The sequence below is a fragment of the Hyphomonas beringensis genome, assembly GCF_000682755.1.
In the GTDB taxonomy this organism is placed as follows: domain Bacteria; phylum Pseudomonadota; class Alphaproteobacteria; order Caulobacterales; family Hyphomonadaceae; genus Hyphomonas; species Hyphomonas beringensis.
The window spans coordinates 101,272-120,934 of record NZ_AWFF01000098.1 but is presented as its reverse complement, the minus strand read 5'-3'; the positions used below and the strand labels follow the sequence as shown (position 1 = coordinate 120,934).

General features: G+C 54.5%; 24 protein-coding genes. 4 read left to right on the top strand and 20 right to left on the bottom strand.

The genetic code is table 11. The annotated features are described in order from the left end of the window. Window positions 1-6: 6 nt before the first annotated feature. The 6 genes from HY29_RS17470 to HY29_RS17445 are packed head-to-tail and all read right to left on the bottom strand — an operon-like array spanning window position 7 to window position 4,184. Window positions 7-759 carry a flagellar biosynthetic protein FliR gene (locus HY29_RS17470; RefSeq protein WP_034799523.1) on the bottom strand — a complete coding sequence of 251 codons (753 nt, stop codon included), beginning with the start codon at window positions 757-759 and terminating at the stop codon, window positions 7-9. Next, on the bottom strand, window positions 759-2,837 hold the full coding sequence (locus HY29_RS17465) for a flagellar biosynthesis protein FlhA (RefSeq protein WP_034799521.1): 2,079 nt from the start codon (window positions 2,835-2,837) through the stop codon (window positions 759-761). Before HY29_RS17465 ends, HY29_RS17470 begins: the two co-directional genes overlap by 1 nt. Window positions 2,838-2,844: 7 nt before the next feature. Next, a complete protein-coding gene (locus HY29_RS17460; RefSeq protein ID WP_034799518.1) occupies window positions 2,845-3,108 on the bottom strand; it encodes a flagellar biosynthetic protein FliQ in 264 nt (87 codons plus the stop codon). A 14-nt stretch (window positions 3,109-3,122) separates the two neighbouring features. Further along, the gene (gene fliE, locus HY29_RS17455) at window positions 3,123-3,419 is read right to left on the bottom strand and encodes a flagellar hook-basal body complex protein FliE (RefSeq protein WP_034799515.1); all 297 of its coding nucleotides are present in this window, start codon (window positions 3,417-3,419) and stop codon (window positions 3,123-3,125) included. Between the two features lie 11 nt (window positions 3,420-3,430). Next, a complete protein-coding gene (locus tag HY29_RS17450) occupies window positions 3,431-3,811 on the bottom strand; it encodes a flagellar basal body rod C-terminal domain-containing protein (RefSeq protein ID WP_051601750.1) in 381 nt (126 codons plus the stop codon). 10 nt (window positions 3,812-3,821) lie between these two features. Further along, window positions 3,822-4,184, bottom strand: a complete 363-nt coding sequence (locus tag HY29_RS17445; RefSeq protein ID WP_241765257.1) for a flagellar biosynthesis protein FlgB — start codon at window positions 4,182-4,184, stop codon at window positions 3,822-3,824. 82 nt (window positions 4,185-4,266) lie between these two features. Here HY29_RS17445 and HY29_RS17440 point away from each other — a divergent pair, with 82 nt between their 5' ends. After that, the gene (locus HY29_RS17440; RefSeq protein ID WP_241765256.1) at window positions 4,267-5,601 is read left to right on the top strand and encodes a FliI/YscN family ATPase; all 1,335 of its coding nucleotides are present in this window, start codon (window positions 4,267-4,269) and stop codon (window positions 5,599-5,601) included. Here HY29_RS17440 and HY29_RS17435 read toward each other — a convergent pair. From HY29_RS17435 to HY29_RS17410, 6 genes are all read right to left on the bottom strand, one after another. Next, on the bottom strand, window positions 5,598-6,440 hold the full coding sequence (locus HY29_RS17435; RefSeq protein WP_034799512.1) for a DUF1217 domain-containing protein: 843 nt from the start codon (window positions 6,438-6,440) through the stop codon (window positions 5,598-5,600). The two genes, HY29_RS17440 and HY29_RS17435, sit on opposite strands and share 4 nt — an antisense overlap. 1 nt (window position 6,441) lies before the next feature. Further along, a complete protein-coding gene (locus HY29_RS17430; RefSeq protein ID WP_034799509.1) occupies window positions 6,442-6,873 on the bottom strand; it encodes a flagellar biosynthesis repressor FlbT in 432 nt (143 codons plus the stop codon). Further along, window positions 6,873-7,262 (bottom strand): flagellar biosynthesis regulator FlaF, encoded by a 390-nt coding sequence (locus HY29_RS17425; protein WP_034799506.1) that lies wholly within the window; start codon window positions 7,260-7,262, stop codon window positions 6,873-6,875. The genes HY29_RS17430 and HY29_RS17425 overlap by 1 nt, the downstream gene beginning before the upstream one ends. Window positions 7,263-7,327: 65 nt before the next feature. Further along, window positions 7,328-8,905, bottom strand: coding sequence for a flagellin (locus HY29_RS17420; protein WP_034799503.1), 1,578 nt, complete (start codon window positions 8,903-8,905; stop codon window positions 7,328-7,330). Window positions 8,906-9,046: 141 nt separating this feature from the next. Then, entirely contained in the window at window positions 9,047-9,430 is a 384-nt protein-coding gene (locus HY29_RS17415; RefSeq protein ID WP_155838415.1) for a hypothetical protein, read from the bottom strand. Then, window positions 9,423-9,743 carry a hypothetical protein gene (locus HY29_RS17410; RefSeq protein ID WP_034799497.1) on the bottom strand — a complete coding sequence of 107 codons (321 nt, stop codon included), beginning with the start codon at window positions 9,741-9,743 and terminating at the stop codon, window positions 9,423-9,425. Before HY29_RS17410 ends, HY29_RS17415 begins: the two co-directional genes overlap by 8 nt. Window positions 9,744-9,856: 113 nt before the next feature. Here HY29_RS17410 and fliK point away from each other — a divergent pair, with 113 nt between their 5' ends. Continuing rightward, entirely contained in the window at window positions 9,857-11,194 is a 1,338-nt protein-coding gene (fliK, locus tag HY29_RS17405; RefSeq protein ID WP_034799494.1) for a flagellar hook-length control protein FliK, read from the top strand. Between the two features lie 12 nt (window positions 11,195-11,206). Beyond that, window positions 11,207-11,893: a flagellar hook assembly protein FlgD gene (locus tag HY29_RS17400; protein ID WP_034799491.1), complete on the top strand. Its 687-nt coding sequence runs from the start codon at window positions 11,207-11,209 to the stop codon at window positions 11,891-11,893. 12 nt (window positions 11,894-11,905) lie between these two features. Here the strand turns inward: HY29_RS17400 and HY29_RS17395 are convergent, their stop codons facing one another. The 8 genes from HY29_RS17395 to HY29_RS17360 are packed head-to-tail and all read right to left on the bottom strand — an operon-like array spanning window position 11,906 to window position 18,536. Then, window positions 11,906-12,436, bottom strand: coding sequence for a flagellar basal body-associated FliL family protein (locus HY29_RS17395; RefSeq protein ID WP_034799487.1), 531 nt, complete (start codon window positions 12,434-12,436; stop codon window positions 11,906-11,908). Window positions 12,437-12,442: 6 nt separating this feature from the next. Continuing rightward, a complete protein-coding gene (locus HY29_RS17390) occupies window positions 12,443-13,147 on the bottom strand; it encodes a flagellar basal body L-ring protein FlgH (RefSeq protein WP_241765255.1) in 705 nt (234 codons plus the stop codon). Continuing rightward, window positions 13,144-13,518, bottom strand: coding sequence for a flagellar basal body P-ring formation chaperone FlgA (flgA, locus tag HY29_RS17385; RefSeq protein ID WP_034799483.1), 375 nt, complete (start codon window positions 13,516-13,518; stop codon window positions 13,144-13,146). Before flgA ends, HY29_RS17390 begins: the two co-directional genes overlap by 4 nt. Window positions 13,519-13,555: 37 nt before the next feature. Continuing rightward, complete coding sequence (flgG, locus tag HY29_RS17380; RefSeq protein WP_034799480.1) at window positions 13,556-14,341, bottom strand: flagellar basal-body rod protein FlgG; 786 nt, start codon at window positions 14,339-14,341, stop codon at window positions 13,556-13,558. Window positions 14,342-14,369: 28 nt separating this feature from the next. Then, a complete protein-coding gene (locus HY29_RS17375; protein WP_034799477.1) occupies window positions 14,370-15,083 on the bottom strand; it encodes a flagellar hook-basal body complex protein in 714 nt (237 codons plus the stop codon). Further along, window positions 15,083-16,792: a hypothetical protein gene (locus tag HY29_RS17370; protein ID WP_155838414.1), complete on the bottom strand. Its 1,710-nt coding sequence runs from the start codon at window positions 16,790-16,792 to the stop codon at window positions 15,083-15,085. The genes HY29_RS17375 and HY29_RS17370 overlap by 1 nt, the downstream gene beginning before the upstream one ends. Next, window positions 16,789-17,655 carry a flagellar motor stator protein MotA gene (gene motA, locus HY29_RS17365; RefSeq protein WP_034799470.1) on the bottom strand — a complete coding sequence of 289 codons (867 nt, stop codon included), beginning with the start codon at window positions 17,653-17,655 and terminating at the stop codon, window positions 16,789-16,791. The genes HY29_RS17370 and motA overlap by 4 nt, the downstream gene beginning before the upstream one ends. Window positions 17,656-17,699: 44 nt before the next feature. Next, window positions 17,700-18,536: a FliM/FliN family flagellar motor switch protein gene (locus tag HY29_RS17360; protein WP_034799467.1), complete on the bottom strand. Its 837-nt coding sequence runs from the start codon at window positions 18,534-18,536 to the stop codon at window positions 17,700-17,702. Between the two features lie 178 nt (window positions 18,537-18,714). Here HY29_RS17360 and HY29_RS17355 point away from each other — a divergent pair, with 178 nt between their 5' ends. After that, window positions 18,715-19,644, top strand: coding sequence for a flagellar motor protein MotB (locus HY29_RS17355; protein WP_241765254.1), 930 nt, complete (start codon window positions 18,715-18,717; stop codon window positions 19,642-19,644). The last annotated feature ends 19 nt before the right edge of the window (window positions 19,645-19,663 follow it).

Sequence of the window (19,663 nt, the reverse complement as noted above, 5' to 3'; positions counted from 1 at the left end):
CCTAGTTCACCAGCCTACAAATTCCGATGCCCTGTTCATCCAGACAACCAGCATAGTCGAAATCGAAATGGCCAGAAGCACGAATCCTGCCCCTATCATGAAGGGGGCCCCCACGAATGCAACCATCAGCGACGGCAGCGCCTTGTTTATGAAACCCAGTGAGATGTTGTAGAGCAAATTGATGGCCACGAACGGCCAGGCAATGAGTACGGCAAACTTGATCGAGTCAAATATGCCCTCAATTACGAAAGACCTGTCGAACAGCTGAACGGCGCCGACCGGTATTTCCGAATAGATCTCAGCAAGCCTGACAAACACATTCACATGATAATCCGCAGACAGCAGCAAAGCTGCGCCGGCCATGGCAAGCATATTGGAAACGATGGTCTGCGCTTCGGTTTCAAGCGCGATGCCGAGCATTTGCGAGAGGCCGATTGCCTGCGCAATGAAAGCCCCGGCCGTACTGAGTATCCAGATCGACAGGCGTAGCAGCACGCCCAGACCAAAGCCGATGATCGACTCTGCTCCCAGCAAGCCGACATAAGTCCCCATGGAGATGCTGGGGGGCACACTGATCAATCCTGACGTCGCAAAGGCCGTCGCAAGACTCAGCAAAAGCGCAAGGCGGACGCGTACCGGCACTGTCTGCTCCCCAATGCCCGGCATGAGAAACACGATGAAGGACAGCCTGGCAACAACCAGCATGTACAGCGTGATCCAGGCTGTAAGCGTCGCCCCCAAAGGCAGGCCATCCGGCATCAGACCACGCCGACGATATAGGGTTTGCTCTTGGAGCCAATTTCCTCATAGGCCAGAACCGAGTTGCGAATACCCTTGCTGGCCAGCACCGTCTGCAGGAAGCGCCTGCGTCGGGAAGATGTGGCCAAGGCTGCAACGACACCCTTCTGGGCCATCTCGTTCAGCTTTGCCTGCACAGATGTCGTCAGCTCACCGAAAAGTTCAGGTGGCAGAGCGATATCAGAGCCGCCATCCTCACGCGAGACTTCATGCTCATTGAAGCGCTGCTCCCAGTTTGTCGATAGTTGCAGCAAAGGCAGACGGCCCTGGCTGTCTTGCAAGCGATCCACGATCTGAAATCCAAGCCGCTGACGGACCAGTTCCACAATGCGAGACGGCGAGTTGGTCTGAGCCTTAACTTCAGCCACGGTCTCGATGATCAGGAACAGGTTCCGGATGGAGACACGTTCTTCAAGAAGCAGGCGCAGAACAGACAGGAGTAGTTCAGGTGTAACCTTGCCGGGGATGTATTCATCCAGGAATCGCCTGTTCGCAGCTGCGCGCTCTTTGTCACTAATCTGGGTCAGTGCATCCAGCGTGTCGATCATCACCATGCGCGTAAAGACGAGAGAGAAGTTCGCTTGAATCACTTCGAGCATGTGCGTGGCGAGCACTTCCGTAGGCTCGATGGCCGGAACACCGGCAGCAGACAATTCCTGTTTCTTCGTATTAGGCAACCAGCGTGCAGCCGCCTTGTAGACAGGCTCTTTCACCTTCTCGCCCTTCAGATGCGGCAGCTGGGCATCTTCCATGAGGGCCAGCAAGGATCCTGGACGCACCAGGCCATGATCCACACGCACACCCTGAATCCGGATGCGGTATTCATTCTTGTTCAGTGTTGGATTGTCCGTCATCCGAATAGACGGAAGAACGAAGCCATACTCTTCAGCAATGTAGCGGCGTATCTTGTCGATACGGCTCTCAAATCCGCCCGCGCCCTGAAGGACCATGCCGACCAGATCTGGCGCGACCTCAAGATGGATCTCATCGGAGTGGATGGAATCCCCGATGACCAGGCTGGTCTGCGGCTCTTCTGTCTCTGCGAGGGAAGCCTCTGCCTCTTTTTCCCGATCCCGCTTACGGATAAAAACAGACGCCGTCGCAAAGGCCGCTGCGGCAAGCATGAAAGGAATGAATGGCAGGCCGGGAAACAGGGCAAAGACCGCCAGAATTCCGGCTACAATCATAAGAGAGGTGGCATTGCCGCCCAGTTGCGCGCCCAGCGCGAGATCTATCGCGCCATCATCGCGCCCCTTGGCCAGCAGCAATGCTGCCGAAACAGACACGATAACAGCCGGGATCTGAGAGACGAGGCCATCCCCGACCGTCAGGATTGAGTAATTGCTAAGCGCCTCGGTAAAGCTGAGGCCATGCGCGATAATTCCAAAGCCAATCCCGGCGACAAGGTTCAGGGCAGTAATCAGAAGACCTGCAACCGCATCCCCCTTCACGAATTTGGACGCACCATCGAGCGAGCCCAGGAAAGCTGCTTCTTCCTGTTCCTTCTGACGGCGGGTGCGCGCTTCTTCATGACTGATCGCGCCAACAGCAAGGTCGGAATCGATCGCCATCTGCTTGCCCGGCATAGCATCGAGAGCGAAGCGTGCGCCGACCTCGGCCATCCTGCCGGCACCCTTCGTGATCACCATGAAATTCACGATGATCAGAACACCAAATACAACAAGCCCGACAAAAAGGTTCCCCCCCATGATGAACATGGCGAAGCCTTCAATCACACCCCCGGCAGCATGAGTGCCGGTATGCCCTTCACTGATAATCAGCTTGGTGGATGAAACGTTCAGCGCCAGCCGCAGGATCAGACAGGCCAGCAGGACACTGGGAAAGGATGAGAAATCCAAGGGCTTCTCAATAAAGATTGTCGTGGTGAAGATCAAAATCGCAAAGGCAAAGGAAATCGTCAGACCGACATCCATGATCCACGCCGGCACTGGCAGGATCATCACCAGGATGACCATCATCAGACCAATGGCCAGGACGGCAGTCGGCTTTGAGAGGTCGAAGAAGCGGGATGACGGCATAGGAGGCCTACTGCGAGATCATGGGAAGAACAGTGTTATTGAAGAAGTCGAGGCAAACGCGCGTCATGTATCCAAGCGAGAGAAAGAACACGACCACAACGGCCAGGATCTTTGGAACGAAGGTCAGCGTCATCTCCTGAATTGAGGTGAGAGCCTGCAAGAGACCAATGACGAAGCCGAGGACCAACGTTACCGCGAGTATCGGCAAGGCCATCATTGCGGCAGCCCATAAGGCGCCGCGAAGGATCTCAAATATGGCAAGCTCGGTCATTCCCCCTGACCCGATCAGACTGGCATACGCAGTAATTCCTGATAGGCTTCAACCACCTTGTCCCGCACGGTTACGGCCGCGTCGAGCACAAGCTCGGCCTGTGCTAGCGCTTCAACCATCGCATGCGGGTCGGCTCCTGAAACCGCTGTCTGCATGGCAGCCTGCTCGGCCTCCTGCAAGGCAGCCTTGAAGGTGGAAAACCCGTCTGCCGCCCCGGACTTGGCAGCCGTATCCTTGGCAAGGTTTTCAGTACCCGCACCAGGCTTTACCGAACCAAGCGCAGCATAGGCGCTGAAGCTGACATTGGACATTTTGGCCCCCGCTAACGTTTAAGAACGTCAAGAAGTGATTGGTACATACTCCGCGCCTGGCGGAACGAGTTCAGATTAGCTTCATAGCTGCGATTGGCTTCGCGCATATCGGCCATTTCTGTAACCAGGGAAACATTCGATGCGGTGATATAGCCTTCCCCATCCGCCAGCGGGTTCTCTGGATCGTACTGGCGTTCGCCTTCGCTTTGGTCCAGCTGAACTCGCGTCGCCATGAAAGCTGCCCCGGAGGACTGCTCTTCGACCGTCAAAATTTTGCGGCGATAACCCGGTGTATCCGCATTGGAGATGTTCTGTGAGGAAACATCTATCCGCTTGGTCTGCAATTGCATGCCAGACAAAGCCTGCATCATTGTGGCTTTAAGTGAATCCATGTCCTACCCCCTAGCCTTTCTTGCCAATTGCGGTGCGCAACAAACCAAGAGATTTTGTGTAGACGGACAGGGCAAGATCATGCTGGCTCTGCGCGTCGGCCGCCTTGAACATTTCAAGTTCCAGATTGACGGAGTTGCCATTCGGCGCTTCGTAGGAATCGCTTTGGGACGTCTTGAACTGCAAATTGTCACTATCAACAGAACCGCTGCTGGCTGCCCTGGCCAGAAAGTCCTGGAAGCCTTCGATCTCAGTCGCTTTGTAGCCCGGATCATTTGCGTGCGCGATATTGGTCGCCGAAACCTTCTGGGTCTCTGCTGCATGCCGCGCCATCGCGCTATAAACATTCAGAACGTCGAGATTGAGAATCGTCACAGAATCACCCCCGGTTAACACTTTGGAAAAAATGCCGGTTTAATTTGAAGAAATAGTTAACGAATGAGCGGGATTTGTTTACGTGTTGACGCCAGCCCCAAACTTTCCTGATCGCCTCTACAGCATTTGGGGCACCGTCCGTGACGTGTCCCCCGGCATGATAAACATTGCCGGCATTGGCGAGTTTTCCCGGCTGGGAAACGAAATCCGCGTTATGACCGCCAAGGGTGATGTGTTTGGCGAGGTCCTTTCCGTCACAGGCGGTGGCGTCACCGCCATGCTGTACGGAGACTCTGACGCCATCCACATTGGCGACCGGGTAACTTTGGAACAAGAGGCCGTTGTGGAACCGGGCGATCACTGGCTGGGCAAGATTGTCGACTATCGCGGCCTCGTGGTCGGCGAAGAGAGCCCGCGCACAGCTATCAACGCGCTGCAGAGACCGCTCAAGGCAACACCGCCAGCGAATACGGCGCGCAAGAGCCTGGGAGACAGACTGCCGACCGGCTGGATGATTACGGATACGATGCTGCCCATATGCCGGGGCCAGAGGCTGGGCCTGTTCGCAGGGTCCGGTGTTGGCAAATCCACCTTTCTTGGTTCGCTTGCCGGCGGCGTAAAAGCAGACCGGGTCGTCATTGCGCTGGTGGGCGAGCGCAGCCGTGAAGTGAATGAGTTTGTTCACAAGACCTTGCCGAAATCGGTTCTGTCAAAAACCGTAATCGTCGCCGCCACAGCAAACGAGCCGCCTGGCGCAAAAAAGCGCGCGGCCCTTTGCGCCGTGACGGCGGCCGAGCATTTCCGCGATGAAGGCCATCAGGTGCTCTTCCTGTTCGATTCGATCACGCGATTTGCCGAGGCCCATAGAGAAGTCTCCCTTGCAGCAGGTGAAACCCCTGCCCTGAACGCATTTCCCCCTTCGACGGTAAGAGCGATTGCCGAAGTAGCCGAGCGTACCGGGCCTGGCACCTCCAGCCAGGGGGATATTACCGCCATCTTCTCTGTGCTTGTCGCGGGTTCTGACATGGAAGAACCCGTCGCAGATATGGTTCGCGGTCTGCTCGATGGACATATCATTCTGTCTCGAGAGATCTCAGAGCGGGGGCGCTATCCTGCGATTGACGTTTTGAGGAGCGTTTCACGCGCTTTACCGCACGCGGCGAGTGAGACAGAGAATGATCTCATCAAGGACTACCGTCGAACTGTTGCGCTATATGAAGAGATCGCCCCGATGCTGCGTGCAAATCTCTATGAGCGCGGCCATGACATGGCTGGCGACCGGGCAATCGCGCTGTGGCCACATCTGGATGCGTTTGTCTCCGCCCCTAACCCGGCAACGATCCCACAAGCCTTCGAAGCGCTTCAGGGCCTGCTAAATCCAGCACCGATTGCGCCGTTAGCGGAGGAAGCAAGCTAGCTTGAAAGTCGGCTGAGGAAGAGGTTTTGGCTCGCAATGCTGCCATAGCCTGACGCACCATTCAGCAGGGTTAGCGCAACCGAACCCGGGGACATGGACGATTGGGCCTGGGAAATCGAGTCCATGGCATGGAAGCGCTGAATCGCCTTCTCGACCACGTCTTCTTTCGCCAGATCAGAAACCCTGCTTATGGAAAAAACGCTGAGAAGGCGTTCCTTCAGGATTCCAGCCTGCTGCTCCACATCGAGCTTGCGCATCTCGCTCGGCAGATTCAGAGCAGTTTCGAGCACTGTCCGCACGGGCACATCTCCGAGCAACTTATAGAGAATTGCCGACTCGCTGGACTCTTCGTTCGCCAAAGTAGCGATCTTGTCCTTATAGTTCAGGCTGAGGCGCATATTATTGTCAACTTCGCCGACAGCCGACCGGAAGGATGCCATTTCGAAGTCGTCTGCGAGCTGCGCCCTGACATCCTCTGACAGGGATATCTTACCGTCTTTCACGGCAAAGACTTTCGCGAAATTTGTGTAGGACGGATTATTGAGCCGTTTCAGGAACGTGCTGTCAGGATCGGCCGCTTCTTCCATCACATGACGGACATAGCCGACTTTCCACTCTTCACCGCCCAGGTCAAAAGCTGTCAGGGCAATCCGCATCAGCCTCTTGTCAGAGAGGAAATCTTCCATCTCCACTGGAGACGACATTTTCTGCTGGAAGTATTCCCGGTCGTTCCGGACACTCGCAGAGTCTGAAAACCCTTCCAGCTGCTTGTCGAAAGTGGATTCCAAAAACTTCCAACCACCATAACCGGACAAGGGAATGACGGGCTGGTAGACCATGTCAGGCCACCTTGGCTTGCACTTGGCGGGATTTATGTTCCGCAACCTTCAGGAGTTCTGCCTCAATCGCGATAATGCCGCGCAAATGACAGAGGGCGGAGTAATAATTCCCGCGCTCAAGCATTGACCGCAAAACACTCATCAGGCTGGTATCGATTGTCTCGAACACATCTTCCAAACGGCCGCACTCGTTGAGGATTGCAGACAATACGTCTTCTTCCTTCAGGTCGCCTGTGATGATCAATTGGATGGCGTAGTACACACGCTTTGTCGGCGTATCGACTTCTGAAGGCTGAAGCGCATCCCTGCAGCGCAGCACCCGTGCATCATCATCAGCGATGCGTACCGTGGAGGGCTTATCGCCATTCTCCAGCAGAGCACCATTTACTACAAAGCGCTCACCAGCCGCGAGCTTAAGAACCAGTCCCGCCATTATGCGACCACCCTATCAGCCACTGCCACGGTCTGACCGGCCAGCCCCTCCATGATGATCTCGTTGATCTCTATGAGCTCGGAGATCTCGGCTTTCCGCGAGAGAACATGGTAACTGATCATGCGCACCGATTCTGCAAGCGTGATCAAATTCGCTTTGAGCGCAGAATCCAACTGATTGGCTTCGCTCATCACATCGGTGGAAATTATTTGCCAGAGCTGAAGGTTACGATCGATCGCATCTACCCAAACAACCGGGGACGGCCTTTCGTCCTCATCGACAGCTTTGAGCGCCTGCGTGATCTCTTGGAACAGGGCATATTCTATCTGCTCATCGCTTGCAGTTCGGTTTGTGACCTCACCATACGCCTTGTAAGCCAGTTGTTGCATACACCTTCTCTACGCCTCTTAATAATCGGGCCCAGGCGCCTCTCAGCGCCTGGGCCTTAAGGATACTATCTGAACAGAGCCAGCAGCGTCTGCGGGTTGGAGTTAGCAATCGTCAGCGCCTGAACGCCGAGTTGTTGCTGAACCTGCAGAGCCTGAAGCTTGGCGGATGCCGCCTCAATGTCCGCATCAACCATTGCGCCGATACCGGATGTCATTGAGTCGATCAGGGTCTGAACGAATTTCGACTGGCCCTCAATCTGGGTCTGGGCCGAACCGAAGGACGTTGCAGCGCTGATGGACGTATCGAGCAAGGACTCGATCGTGTTCAGGGCTGTCGTGGCATCAGCAGACGTTGCGACGCTGAGGTCTGCGATGGCACCCAGGCCACCTGCACTAACAGCGGCATTCTGAGATGCCAGTCCGGCAAGGCTTACATCAACGTCACCGCCGTCAGCGGCCAGTGAGATGGTTGCTGCATCAGAGCTTGGATCAGCAGCATCTGTCACCGTAACCGTCAGGTCATCAACGCTAGCTGCATCGATCAGAGATTTGAGGCCTGCGGCGACATCATTAACTGTGTCGTCTGCCAGTGCAGTATAGGTGAAGTCTGATCCACCCACATTGACCGTAAATGTATCGCCTGTGGAAATCGTGCCACCTGCGATCGTTACATTAATGGTATCGCCATCTCCGATCACAGACTCATCAGCCGTTGCAGCAAGCTCAGCCTCATCAAAGTTCACAGTGCCACCACTGGCGGCAAGATTGATCGTCGCATCATCCGACGCCGGATCAGTGGCTGCCGTCACAGTAACGGTAAGGTTGGCAACACTACCAGCATCGACAAGTGTCTTCAGGCCGTTTGCGACATCATTGATGGTGTCATCTGCTTGCGCCGTATAAGTGTAGTCATTGCCGCCCACATTGATGTTGAACTTGTCACCAGCAGAGATCGCGCCACCCTTGATGGTGATATCGGCATCATCACCATCACTAAAGTTGCCGCTTTGCGACGTAGACATAAAGCCTGCATCGCCGCTTTGCTTGTCGACAGTGTTCGTCGTTACGCTGTCAGCGGTAGAAACATAACCGGCATCGGTTGCTTCTTTGGCAGCAGCGTCCACAGCAGCATTTGTCTGAAGGTCATTACGGGCGACAGTGATGTGAGTTGCCGAGACAGAACCATCAGAACCACGGTCCAGAGACGCAAGAACGCTTACGCTTTCAGTTCCCTTCAGAAGGTTTTGACCGTTAAACTGTGCGGCGTTCACAATGTTGCTGATTGCCGTACGTTTTGCATCAATATCCGTCTGGATCTTGGCGCGGTCGTCAGCATTCAGATCTTCCTGAGCGGAAACGATAAGTTCCTTCATGTCCTGAAGCAGTTGAGTGACTTCCTCAGAAGCAGCGCGTGCCACGCCGACCGTGGAAGAGCCCTTGTTCAGGGAGTCTGTAATCTGCTTGAAGCTTTCCACATCCGTCGACATCACGGTCGAGATAGCCCAGATCGCCGCGTTGTCCTTGGCGTTGGAGACCTTCTTGCCGGTAGAAATTTCGGACTGAACTGTTTCGAGATTGCTATTGATGCTGCGCAGAGTCTGCAGAGCAACCATAGCACTATTATTGGTGAGAATGCTGGACATCTAATGTACCCCATATTCGTCAGGCTGTCGGCTAGGCCGAGCCTTCGTTCGATCACACGTCGTCCTGACGTCGGGAAACCCCGAACCCCCTCTTGGTTGCGTATGATCAATAAGGACTACGGGTGTAGAATCAGTTAACCATCACGCCTTCTTTGAGTAGCCGCCCGTCGCATGTGTGAATGGTGTCTGTCCGCCATTGGATTGATAGGCCCCGACATAGGAGTCCTGGGACGCATTCCCGATGCGTTTGAGAATGCTTTGAAGACCATTCTGGACAGCCAGGAAATGGATGGCATTCTCTTTGGCAACGCCGACAATTCCTTCTACCTGACGCTTGATGGATGCCCGACGAAGATGGTCCCCGCCCGCCTGCAACAAACCGTCAAATGCGTTCATTGCCGCTACTTTTTCATGGCTCATTTCCGCCAGGCGATGAGCCTGCCCGGACAACAGTAATTGCTTTTCCGCCATGAGAACACTCTCAACCCGGTCGAGAACATGCTGTGCGTTATCTGTGTTAGTCATTCTGAACTCCTTCCGGCGCGACCGCATCGGATGCCTGAGCCGTATTTGCAAATGGCGACAGCCCCAGCGGGTGAGTCCTTGCCAGATCCTCGGCAATCGACTCCACAATCATGCGTGAGAATGCTGATGCAGCTTCCCCGCCCGACTGTGTGAATGCCTTTTCAAGACCAGCATGGCTCAACATTTCGGCCCAAAGGAGTTTTTCGAATTTCAGGCCCACATCTTGAGCCTTGCTCACATCACCAGAGGGTTTGGTACCCTCCGCCTTCGGACTTATGCCGAGTCCGGAGCTGATAGCTGAAATATCCGACATCTTGTGATCCCCATTCCTGAGCTTTAAAGCCCTCCCCGGGCGAAGAAACTTAAGGCTTATTTTACGAGTGTTGGGGCAATTACAGTTAAGAGATACCTAATCCGGATTAACAAATGCCGCTTTCCCTGAGCACGGATTCACTTTTCACGACGGGCGCGGGCGCCCGACGGCAGGATCGCGCGGCAGTGCCGGATGATACGCGCGGAGAATCTTTCAAGCGCCAGCTTGCAACTCTTGGCAAGGAAGATTCAGAGACCGCTCCAGCCGGTTCTGAACCGGCCACCCCAAGCGATCAGTCCGAGACGGCACAGATCGCAAAGTCCCTGATGGAAGCACCAGAAGGCTCGCAAGATAATCTTCAAGCGTCAGAGGATGCCTCACAGTCACTTATAGCACCGGAAGAAACGGATACAGACACCATCGATGAAACAATCGATGCAGTTTATCCGTCATTGACTGGCGCGCCTGCATCCGAGACGGAGTCCGCATCCTTACCAGAGGATTCTGATACAAGCCTTCTAGCGGCTGATGCAGCCCCTGAGACGAAAACCTCTCAGCAAGCCCAGAAAACGGAAAATCCATCTGAAGAAGAACTGGATCAGGCAGAGGCCGTCCCACCCATGGCCAACCCGGCTGCTGCAGTAAAAATAGCAGACACAAAGGATACTCCTCCTTCGAAAGACACGGCAGGTCAGGTCACTGCAGCAAGCAAGTTCCCGGGACCTGAAACAAATACCAAGGCCTCAGCGCAGGCAGACACTACGCAGCGCACCCTAGCCTCTGAAGGTGCTCAAATGTCCTCTGCCAATGAGTCTACAGAGCACTCACCCGGAGATTCCGTCTCTACAGGCGAGCTTGCCGAAGAAACTGTATCTGCACCGGGTCCGGACTTGTCAGAAGCGGGCTCCCAAAAGAAGACGTCTGACAGACCCATACAACTTGTCGGCGCCGTTACGCCATCAACGACATCCGCTCAGACCTCTGCGCCTACTGTCACAATCCCGGCAGCGCAGCCAGTATCTGCGGGAGCCTACATCGCCGCTCCGGCAGACATTCCCACAATTGTATCCCAAGAGCTGTCTGCGGATAACAAGCACGACAAGATCAACATTCAACTGGATCCGCCGGAACTCGGCCGTGTGTCCATTGAGTTCAAATTTGATTCTCAAGGCCTGCAGCATGTTCTTGTGACGGCAGAATCAGCCGATGCAATACGGCGCATACGCGCATTCCATCCGGATCTCGTCTCAGTTCTGGAGCAGAACGGCCTGACCAGTCAGGATATGACCTTCCGTGAGCAATCCTCCGGACAGAACCCTTCTCGTTCCCGACCGGGTCATTCCATGCAGACGATGACCGATACCGAAGCCTCGACTGCCAAGCCCGACATCAATGTTTCCTCAAAGGTGCCTGCCCGTGTATCCTCAACGGGTCTGGATGTCCGATTCTAGGAGTAGAAATCTATGAGTACAGTTGACTCAGCTACCGTAGCGCAAGCTGGCACCAATTCGGCTTCTGCTTCTCCGGCGACGCAGAAATTTGGCGAGGAGTTCACAAGCTTCATCAAGCTGCTCACCGCTCAGGTGCAGAATCAGGACCCTCTCGCGCCGATGGACTCCACCCAGTTCGTTGATCAGCTTGCGACCTTCTCCTCTCTCGAACAGCAGGTACGCACCAATGACAGTTTGGGCGGCATTTCTTCTCTGATCGGGGAATTGCACACCATGTTCGCGTCAGAATGGCTTGGCGAAAAAGTGACCATCGAATCTTCTTGGATCCCCTATTCCGGGTCAGAGATAGAGTATCAGGACGGCGCCCCGGCGGATGCCGACAAGGCATATCTGACTGTTCGCGACCCGGATGGTGAACTTGTTTGGACCGAGACCCTGAATCTAGATGAGGATGTACACAGCTGGAATGGACAGACCACTTCCGGCGATCCCGCAGATCCAGACACTGTGTACGAGTTCAACATCGATTATTATCGTGGCGCGGAATATCTGGGCCTTAGCGCACCTCAGGTCATTACAACCATTACGGATGTCGGGACGGAAAATGGTGCGCTGCGCTTTGGAACAGATTCCCACCTGACGGCGGATCTTTACAGCGTGCAGAAATTCAAGGCCCCGGCAGGCTCTTCTGAAGAATAGAACTCAGAAGCCTTAAAGGTCCTGCCGAGCCATATCCAGTATCAGCACATTATGTATGCCTTCCGGAATCTCATTCTGCAGGTTGCTGAGAATCATGGACCGAAGTGTCTCGTAATTATCCACGTCCGTGATCGAATCCATCGTCTTGCCGCCACTGCTGAGCTTTACCAGTGTCGTCATGATGTTGTCTCTCAGGATCGGCTCCTTCGAGAACAGCTCTTGAGAGATGGATGTATCGATTTCGAGGTTGAGGTTAAGGATGACCAAACTCTTCACCCTGTCGTCCTCGATCATGGGCACAACGAATTCACGGGTGAACTTGTAGAAGGTTACCTCTCCGCCTGCCGCTTCGCCATGCTGGGACTTGCCACCTTTGTCGTGGCCCTTGTCTGCCTTCTTGGCCTCGCCATACCCCTTTTCGGTATCTTCATGTGCTGCGCTTGGCGCTGAAGCCGCGCTGCTGGACTTCATGAAATAGCCCCCGGCTCCGCCGGCCAGAATGCACAGCAGGGCAACAATTGCTGGTACGATCTGTTTCACCATATCCCCCTAAAACGGCACGACCCGGTCAAGAATTTTCTGACCCATTTTGGGTTGCGGTGCCGATGTTGCGTCTCCGCTGTTCAAGTAAGACAGCTGAGCATCGGCGATCTTGTCGTAAGTTACCATATTCGTACGCGTGATATCCTGTGCCCGTATAACGCCGCTGACCGTAAGGACACGGACTTCATTGCTAACGCGCGTCTGCTGGTATCCTTGAATGACAAGGTTCCCGTTTGGCTCAAGCGCCACAACTCGTGCCGCGAGGGTGAAGGCAATTTTCTCCGCCCGGTTCATGGCGCCACTGCCACCCAAGGCAGAGCTCCGGCCATATTTGACACCAGGAGACAGGCTCGCGCCGCCAGGCAGAACCCCATTCGCCCATTCTGGAAGGCCGAAAAGCGCATCAACATCCAGCTGGCCGCTTGTGTCACGATTGCGCGACAGAGAGGTTTGCATGCTGGCACGATCATCCATTTCCACGACCACCGTCAGCAGATCGCCCACCTCCTTCGCTCGCCTCATGCTGAGTAAGGCATTTGGAGCGGTTGTCCAAAGAGAGGCATTATTCTCTCCGGCCGGTTCGGCATTCACATCCATAGTGACAGGATAATAGGCCGGTGGCGGCGCGGGCATCATGGCTTGTTCAGAAGGCGCGCTGGCACAGGCCGCGAGCCCCAAAGTCGCGAGAGACAAAGAGATGTACTGTTTCATTGCACCAACACCCAGCCACCTTCCTGAACAATTCCGCTAACGATCTTCTTCGAGCTCAAATTCAATACGGATATGGACTCATCCTGGGTGCCCTCACCCATCGCACGGCCTGTCGTTGTGATCTCAAGTGAGCCGCTGACAAATTTGACCGTCACAACCTGGTTACGCCGTATCAAACGAGCCGGCCGAGTGTCATCCAGTGTAACTTCCTGCCCCACATAAACTGTGCGGCGGACTTCCCTGCCCATCACCGGATCATCCGAAGCCGCAGCATCTCCGGACTCCGTTGAAACATTAGCAGGGCTGAGCGTATCTCCGGCTCGAATGACTTCTGTCGCGACCAGCGAAGATGTCCCAATGAAATGGGCCATCAAGCCTATGCCTACTGCAATACCGGGTCCCATTCTGTTACCTCACACGTGTTGTCGCAGCCAGCATCTCATCTGATGCAGTAATGACTTTGGAATTCAGTTCATAGCCGCGCTGCGCTTCGATCAATTCGGAAATCTCCTGCACCACATCAACGCTGGAATCTTCGAGATAACCCTGACGGATCAATCCCATCCCTTCTGTGCCGGGAACCAACCTGTTTGCAGGCCCTGAAGCTTCGGTTTCCCTGAACAGGTTGTCGCCCATCGCCTCAAGCCCCTTTTCATTCACAAAGCGCACGAGCGAAAGCGTTCCAATCGGCTGGCCATCCGTTTCCGTATCAAAATAGGCAACGACTTCACCATCGCGGCTGATGGAAATACTGCGGGCATCTTCAGGGATGACGATTCCATCTGCCAGAGGGAAGCCCTCCATGGTGACAATCTCGCCTTCTGCGCTGCGATTCAGCTTCCCATCACGCGTGAAGGCGGACTCGCCGGAAGGCAGCGTAATCTCCAAGTACCCCGTTCCATCGATCGCCAGGTCAAGTTCAGACCCTGTCTGACGCAGACTGCCCTGTGTGATCTCCATGGAGACTGAAGATGGCTTGACCCCTGTTCCCAGCTGAATGCCGGCCGGCACAACAGTGCCCACCTGCGAGGTAATGGTGCCTGGCGTCAGAAACTGCTGATACATGAGATCAGAAAATTCAGCAGTACGCGGACGGTACGCTGCGGTACTCATGTTGGCGATATTGTTGGAAATCACCTCAACGCGCATTTGTTGGGCGGCCATTCCTGTGGCTGCAATCTGCAATGACTTCATTTCAACCCCCTAAAGGTTTGCGCGAATATTATAGCTGACGAATAGTTTTGATGAGTTGGTTGATCCGGTCGTCTTCTTTTTCAATGAGTGTCTGACCGGCTTCATAGGCTCGCTGAACTTCGATCAATCTCGAAACTTCCAGAATTGAAGACACGTTCGATTGCTCCAGAGCGCCTTGCAGCAAATTTGGCTCTTCAACTTGCTTGTAGCCCTGAGAGGCCTCGAACAGGGTTCCAGCCTCCTGTTGCAATCCCCCTTCAACCGTCACGACACCGATCTGACCAAATATTTCTTCGCCTGCGGAAATCGTTCCATCAGGCGCGATCGATATCTGGGTAACTTCTTCAGGTAGAGTAATGGCACCGCCCCCTGCCCCCATGACACGGTTCCCGAATGCATCGACCAGATTACCGTCAGCAGAAAGCTGAAAGGCGCCTGCTCGTGTCAGCCGTTCGCCAGCGGGCGTGTCCAGGACAAAGAACCCCTCTCCCTGTATGGCCAGATCGAACTGCCCACCAGTATATTTGAGCGCCCCTTGGGAAAGATCAAAATTATGTCCGGCAAGGCTGCCCATGGAGAGGCTATCAGAATCTTTGCCCGCAGCAGCAAGGTGCTCAGCGAATACCGCATGGTTCGACTTGAACCCGGTTGTACTGGCATTCGCGATATTGTTCGCAACGACCTGCATTTCCTTCAGCAGGCCATCCTGCCGCGTCAGCGCTGAATAGATCGCATTAGACATCAGGGCATCCCCCAAGCATTAGAATTCAATGAGGCCTCAATCTGGGCCAGGTCATCAGGTACGCTACTCAACTGGATTTCGCGTTTACCTGCACCCTTCGCGCGCGCGCGCATCGCGAGGATCAACTCAATGCGCCCCCTGTATTCAGGCTCATCAACTCGCTCAACAGCAGAATATATGGTCGATGGCAGCAGCCAATTCCCGCCAGCAGCGTCACACTCAATCAAGGCTACCAATGTTTCGGTATCCAACGGCACATGCGCGCCAGCCTGCTGCAACCATGCCTTATCCTGAAGCATGATGGCACTCATGGTAGCAAGCCGCGAGACATCCGGATTGTCCTGTGCTGTCCTGGAAAGCTGGTGCAGCGTATCAAAGTCGGCCATGCGAAAAGCAAGCGCAGCCTGCGCAGAAATCTGATCATCCGACGTCTGCATGCCTGCGCCCAGAAAGTCTGAAAGGCTTTTCAGCCCCAGGGTTGCAGAACCCGCAGAGGCAGCCATGAAAATATCACCGCTCTCTGGACGCTCCCGAAGTAAGGCGTCGTTCTCCACAAGTGCGCCGATCGCTGTGAGGTTTGCTGTCTCACCCGTCTTCATCAGGTCCTTGCGAAGACGCGACTCGAATTGCTCACTCAACAAGTCACGCATTTCCGGCGCGTGCAATGTGGACAGTTTGGCCAACTGCGTCAGCAAGGTATAGTCGGATGTGTCGTCCATATCATTCAGCATGGTCTGAATACTGGCACGTACATTCGCATTCTCTGGCAAACGCTGCACATCCTGCAGGGCGTTATCAACGAGCTCACTCTGAAGCGCAGGGTCAACCTTGAAACCGAAACGCACCAGCGCAGCAGCAGCCTGCGAGCGCGTTTCAGGATAGGCGAGATATTGCCGCACAACCGCTTGGTCACGATCCAGCAGAGCCTTGCTGAATGAAAGACCACGCGTACGTTTGATAATAGCTGGCTCAAAGGCGGCCAGAAGCTTTTCAGCAAGAAGCTTGCGCTTCATCCGGTCAAGGACCGGAATCAGATTTGACCCGAGTTGAACCTTTATCTGATGGGGCAAGTTACGAAATGCCATTAGTTGCCCATCCAGCATTTCTGCGCCCTGCGGGTTCAGAATGGCCAGTTGAGCTGCTGCCAGCCAGAGACGGTTTTCGTCGCCGCATTCGGCAGCGGTTTCGAATACTTCAATATCGGGAACCTGAGAGTCTTCGAGCAGACGGGCAATTGCGTACAGGAATTTGCTCTCATCTCCCTCCACGCGGCTCAGCTCAAGGCGAGCCTCAGCGTATAGACCTGTCGCAATGTAGGCCTTGGATAGCTCGACAGACGAAAGCTCGCCATCCTCAGCCAAGCGCTGTTGCCGCCAGAGGATGAGGTCCTCATACGTACTGAAGTCCTTAAACTCCTGGAAGCCCGAGACCCGATCCATCCCGCAGACAGACAGCTCCAACGGGGTCTGAGCCTCCTCAGCCTGCTGCAGGCGGCCCCTAAAAAGTTGGGTAGAGCTTGCTGGCTGGTCTGTCTCTTTTGGCATCAGGAGACCCTCATCAAGGGCCTCGTCCACAAAATCCCGAAAATGCTCCGACAGCCTGTCCGCATCCACCTGGGAAGCATTGGCTTCAGGCGGTTGTTCGCCAAACGCCGAAGCGCCAGCCATTATAGCCAGCGTCAGAAGCAAGGGGAGGTGCAAGCGTCTCACGCGACCTGTTTCAACCCCCGAATGGCTTCTTCAACTTCATTGAAGGTTGGCCGCACCCGTGTTGGCGCATGTCTGCGTGCAACTTCGACACAGATATTCACCGGGTTCTTGTGCAGGTTCGAGACAAGAACCTCGCCAATCATGGAATAGAAATTGTGCTCTTCAATACGGATAGACTTCACCCGATTTGCAAACGGGCCGACGACTCCATAGGCAAGAAATACTCCCAAGAATGTACCGACAAGAGCGCCGCCAATCATTCCGCCGAGAATTTCAGGCGGCTTGTCGATTGAGGCCATGGTCTTGATAACACCCAGAACAGCCGCCACGATGCCTAGCGCCGGCAAGGCATCTGCCATGTTTTGCAGGGCGTGCGAACCGTGAAGCTTTTCCTCAAGAAGGCTATCCAGTTGCTTCTCCAGCAACTCTTCAACCTGATGGACATTGTCAAAGTTCATAATCATGGAACGGATCGTGTCGCAGATCATTTCAATCGCGCTCGGGTCCTTCAGGATCTTGGGGTAGCGCGCAAAAATTTCGGAGTCTTGCGGCGCCTCGATATGGCTTTCGATGTCGACCGGGTTTTTCTTCAGAATGTTGAGAAGCTCATGCATCAGGCACAAAAGGTCCTGATAATCAGTCTTCTTCCATTTCGGCCCTTTGAAGGCGGCGACCACATCCCCGAAGGAATGTTTGATCGTGGTCATATCATTACCTGCCAGAAACGCGCCGATGGCGGCACCGCCAATCATCATCATCTCGAATGGCAGCGAGTGTGTGATGATTTCAAGATGTCCTCCAGCGAGAATATACCCGCCAAAGACCATGATGATTGTTACAGCCAACCCAATTACCGCGTTCACTTATCAAGCTCCTTTCACCCCATCGCAAAAAGCGAGAGCTGATCTCAGATTTCCGCAATCTCTTTGATAACATCTTCAGGGACAGGCGCGTGCAGCTTCAGTGCCCGCTGCCCTTTCCATGCCCCAAGCTCCCCCTGACTTATAGGCAGGGACCCGTTCACGGTCTCCGCACACAAATCAAGTTTATTCATTTTGACATCTGGCAGGGCGATAATCTGCCCTACTTCCAGTCTCGAACATTCCCCAATTGTCATGGATACGGAGTGTAGGACCGCATCCAGCACCACTGTTGAACCCCTCACCCGTTTGCGGAGCGTATCACGACCGTCTTGTTCAGCTTGTACGTGCACTACGCTTCCCGACTGAAGTTGACGCACCACCTTCTGGATGTCGCTCACTCTGAACGCTAGATAAACCTCCGGCGGGCTCTCATCCCCTTCCAGCAACCAGCTGTCCTCGTCACCGCCGCCGAGAGTGTAATGGGCGAACAGGTAGGACGTCTCATCCTCCAGGGCATTCCCGCCCCCGGCAAGATCCGTAAGTTTCGCTGCACTCTCCGCAACAAAATCCTTCGCCATGAATGAACTGGTTCGTATCCACAGATTGCGCGCGGCATGCTCTGACATGAGGCGCAGAAACAGATCCGGCGCATTCTTCATGCTGCCTGCATCCTGCCGCAGACGACCGGCCGCATACTTTGTGGCTGCGCAGCGATCTACCGCGACAGCCATGACCGTAGATGCATGAATACCAAGCGGAACAAAGGCATAGGCTTTGCCAAAGTAGGAAGCGCCTTCAGCTCCTGTAAGCACTTTACGGTTAATAAGGTCCGGCGTCACGGATAGGGAATAGACATCTTGAGCCCACTGCGCGATCGCCATCGAAAGCGTGTGCCAAAGGGCCTCACACTCGCGAATGGATGGAGGAACACCTCCCCCAGCCCCTATCTTTTTCCGCAGTACAGAAGACAAATCCAACCCGCACTTCTTAATAAAGTCCCTTCGGTAGGAATTCAGTAATTTGGTTGCTGAATAGTTACCAAGTAGGGCGCAAACCGCTTTGCCATATTATCCAAGAATTGATTCAGGGCTGCTAGAGAGGGCATTCTTGAATTTGGGCGGGCTCTCCATGGCTGATCATTCGGCGGCAAACTCTCAACCGATTATCATCAAGCGCAAGAAGGTGGTAAAGGCTGACGGCCACCATGGCGGCGCCTGGAAAGTTGCCTATGCAGACTTCGTGACCGCCATGATGGCGTTCTTTCTGTTGATGTGGCTGCTGAACGCTACCACGGAAGAACAACGCAAGGGCATTGCGGACTATTTCAATCCTACCATTCCTATCAGCCGTATTTCAGGCGGTGGGTCAGATGGCCTCAATGGTTCCTCCATGTTCTCTGAAGACACATATGCCAAGATGGGAACAGGCGGTACGCGGCAGCAAACCGTTGACTCGCCCCATGGCGAAGCGCTGCGCAAGGATGATGCAAGCAGCGGCGAAGTCGCCGAAAATCTTCACAACCTAAGAGAAGAGCTGGGCCAGGATTCCAAACGCCTTTCTGAGCACCTCCTTATAAAGATGTCACCGGAAGGCATGGTTCTGGAGATCATCGACTCAGACAGCTCCCCTCTCTTTGCGGTCGGCAACAGCAGCCCTACGCCTCTGCTGGAGGAACTGCTTCACTCCATCGCTGGCTCACTTTCCGAATTTCGCAACGATATAAAAATCGTAGGGCACACGGATAGCCTTCAGTACGCCGTTGATGCCAGCTACGATAACTGGAACCTCTCTACGGACAGGGCGAACACGATTCGCAAACTTCTTCTGGAACAGGGCCTTATGCCATCTCGTTTACGTGAGGTATCTGGCCGTGCCGATACAGACCCCCTGGCCCCCGAAGATCCGTCTGCGTCGCAGAACCGCCGCATCTCAATTGTCATCCTCACGGGCGACAAAGAACCAAGTAATTCAAGGTTATCAGCTTATTAAGGAATGCACTCCACTGATA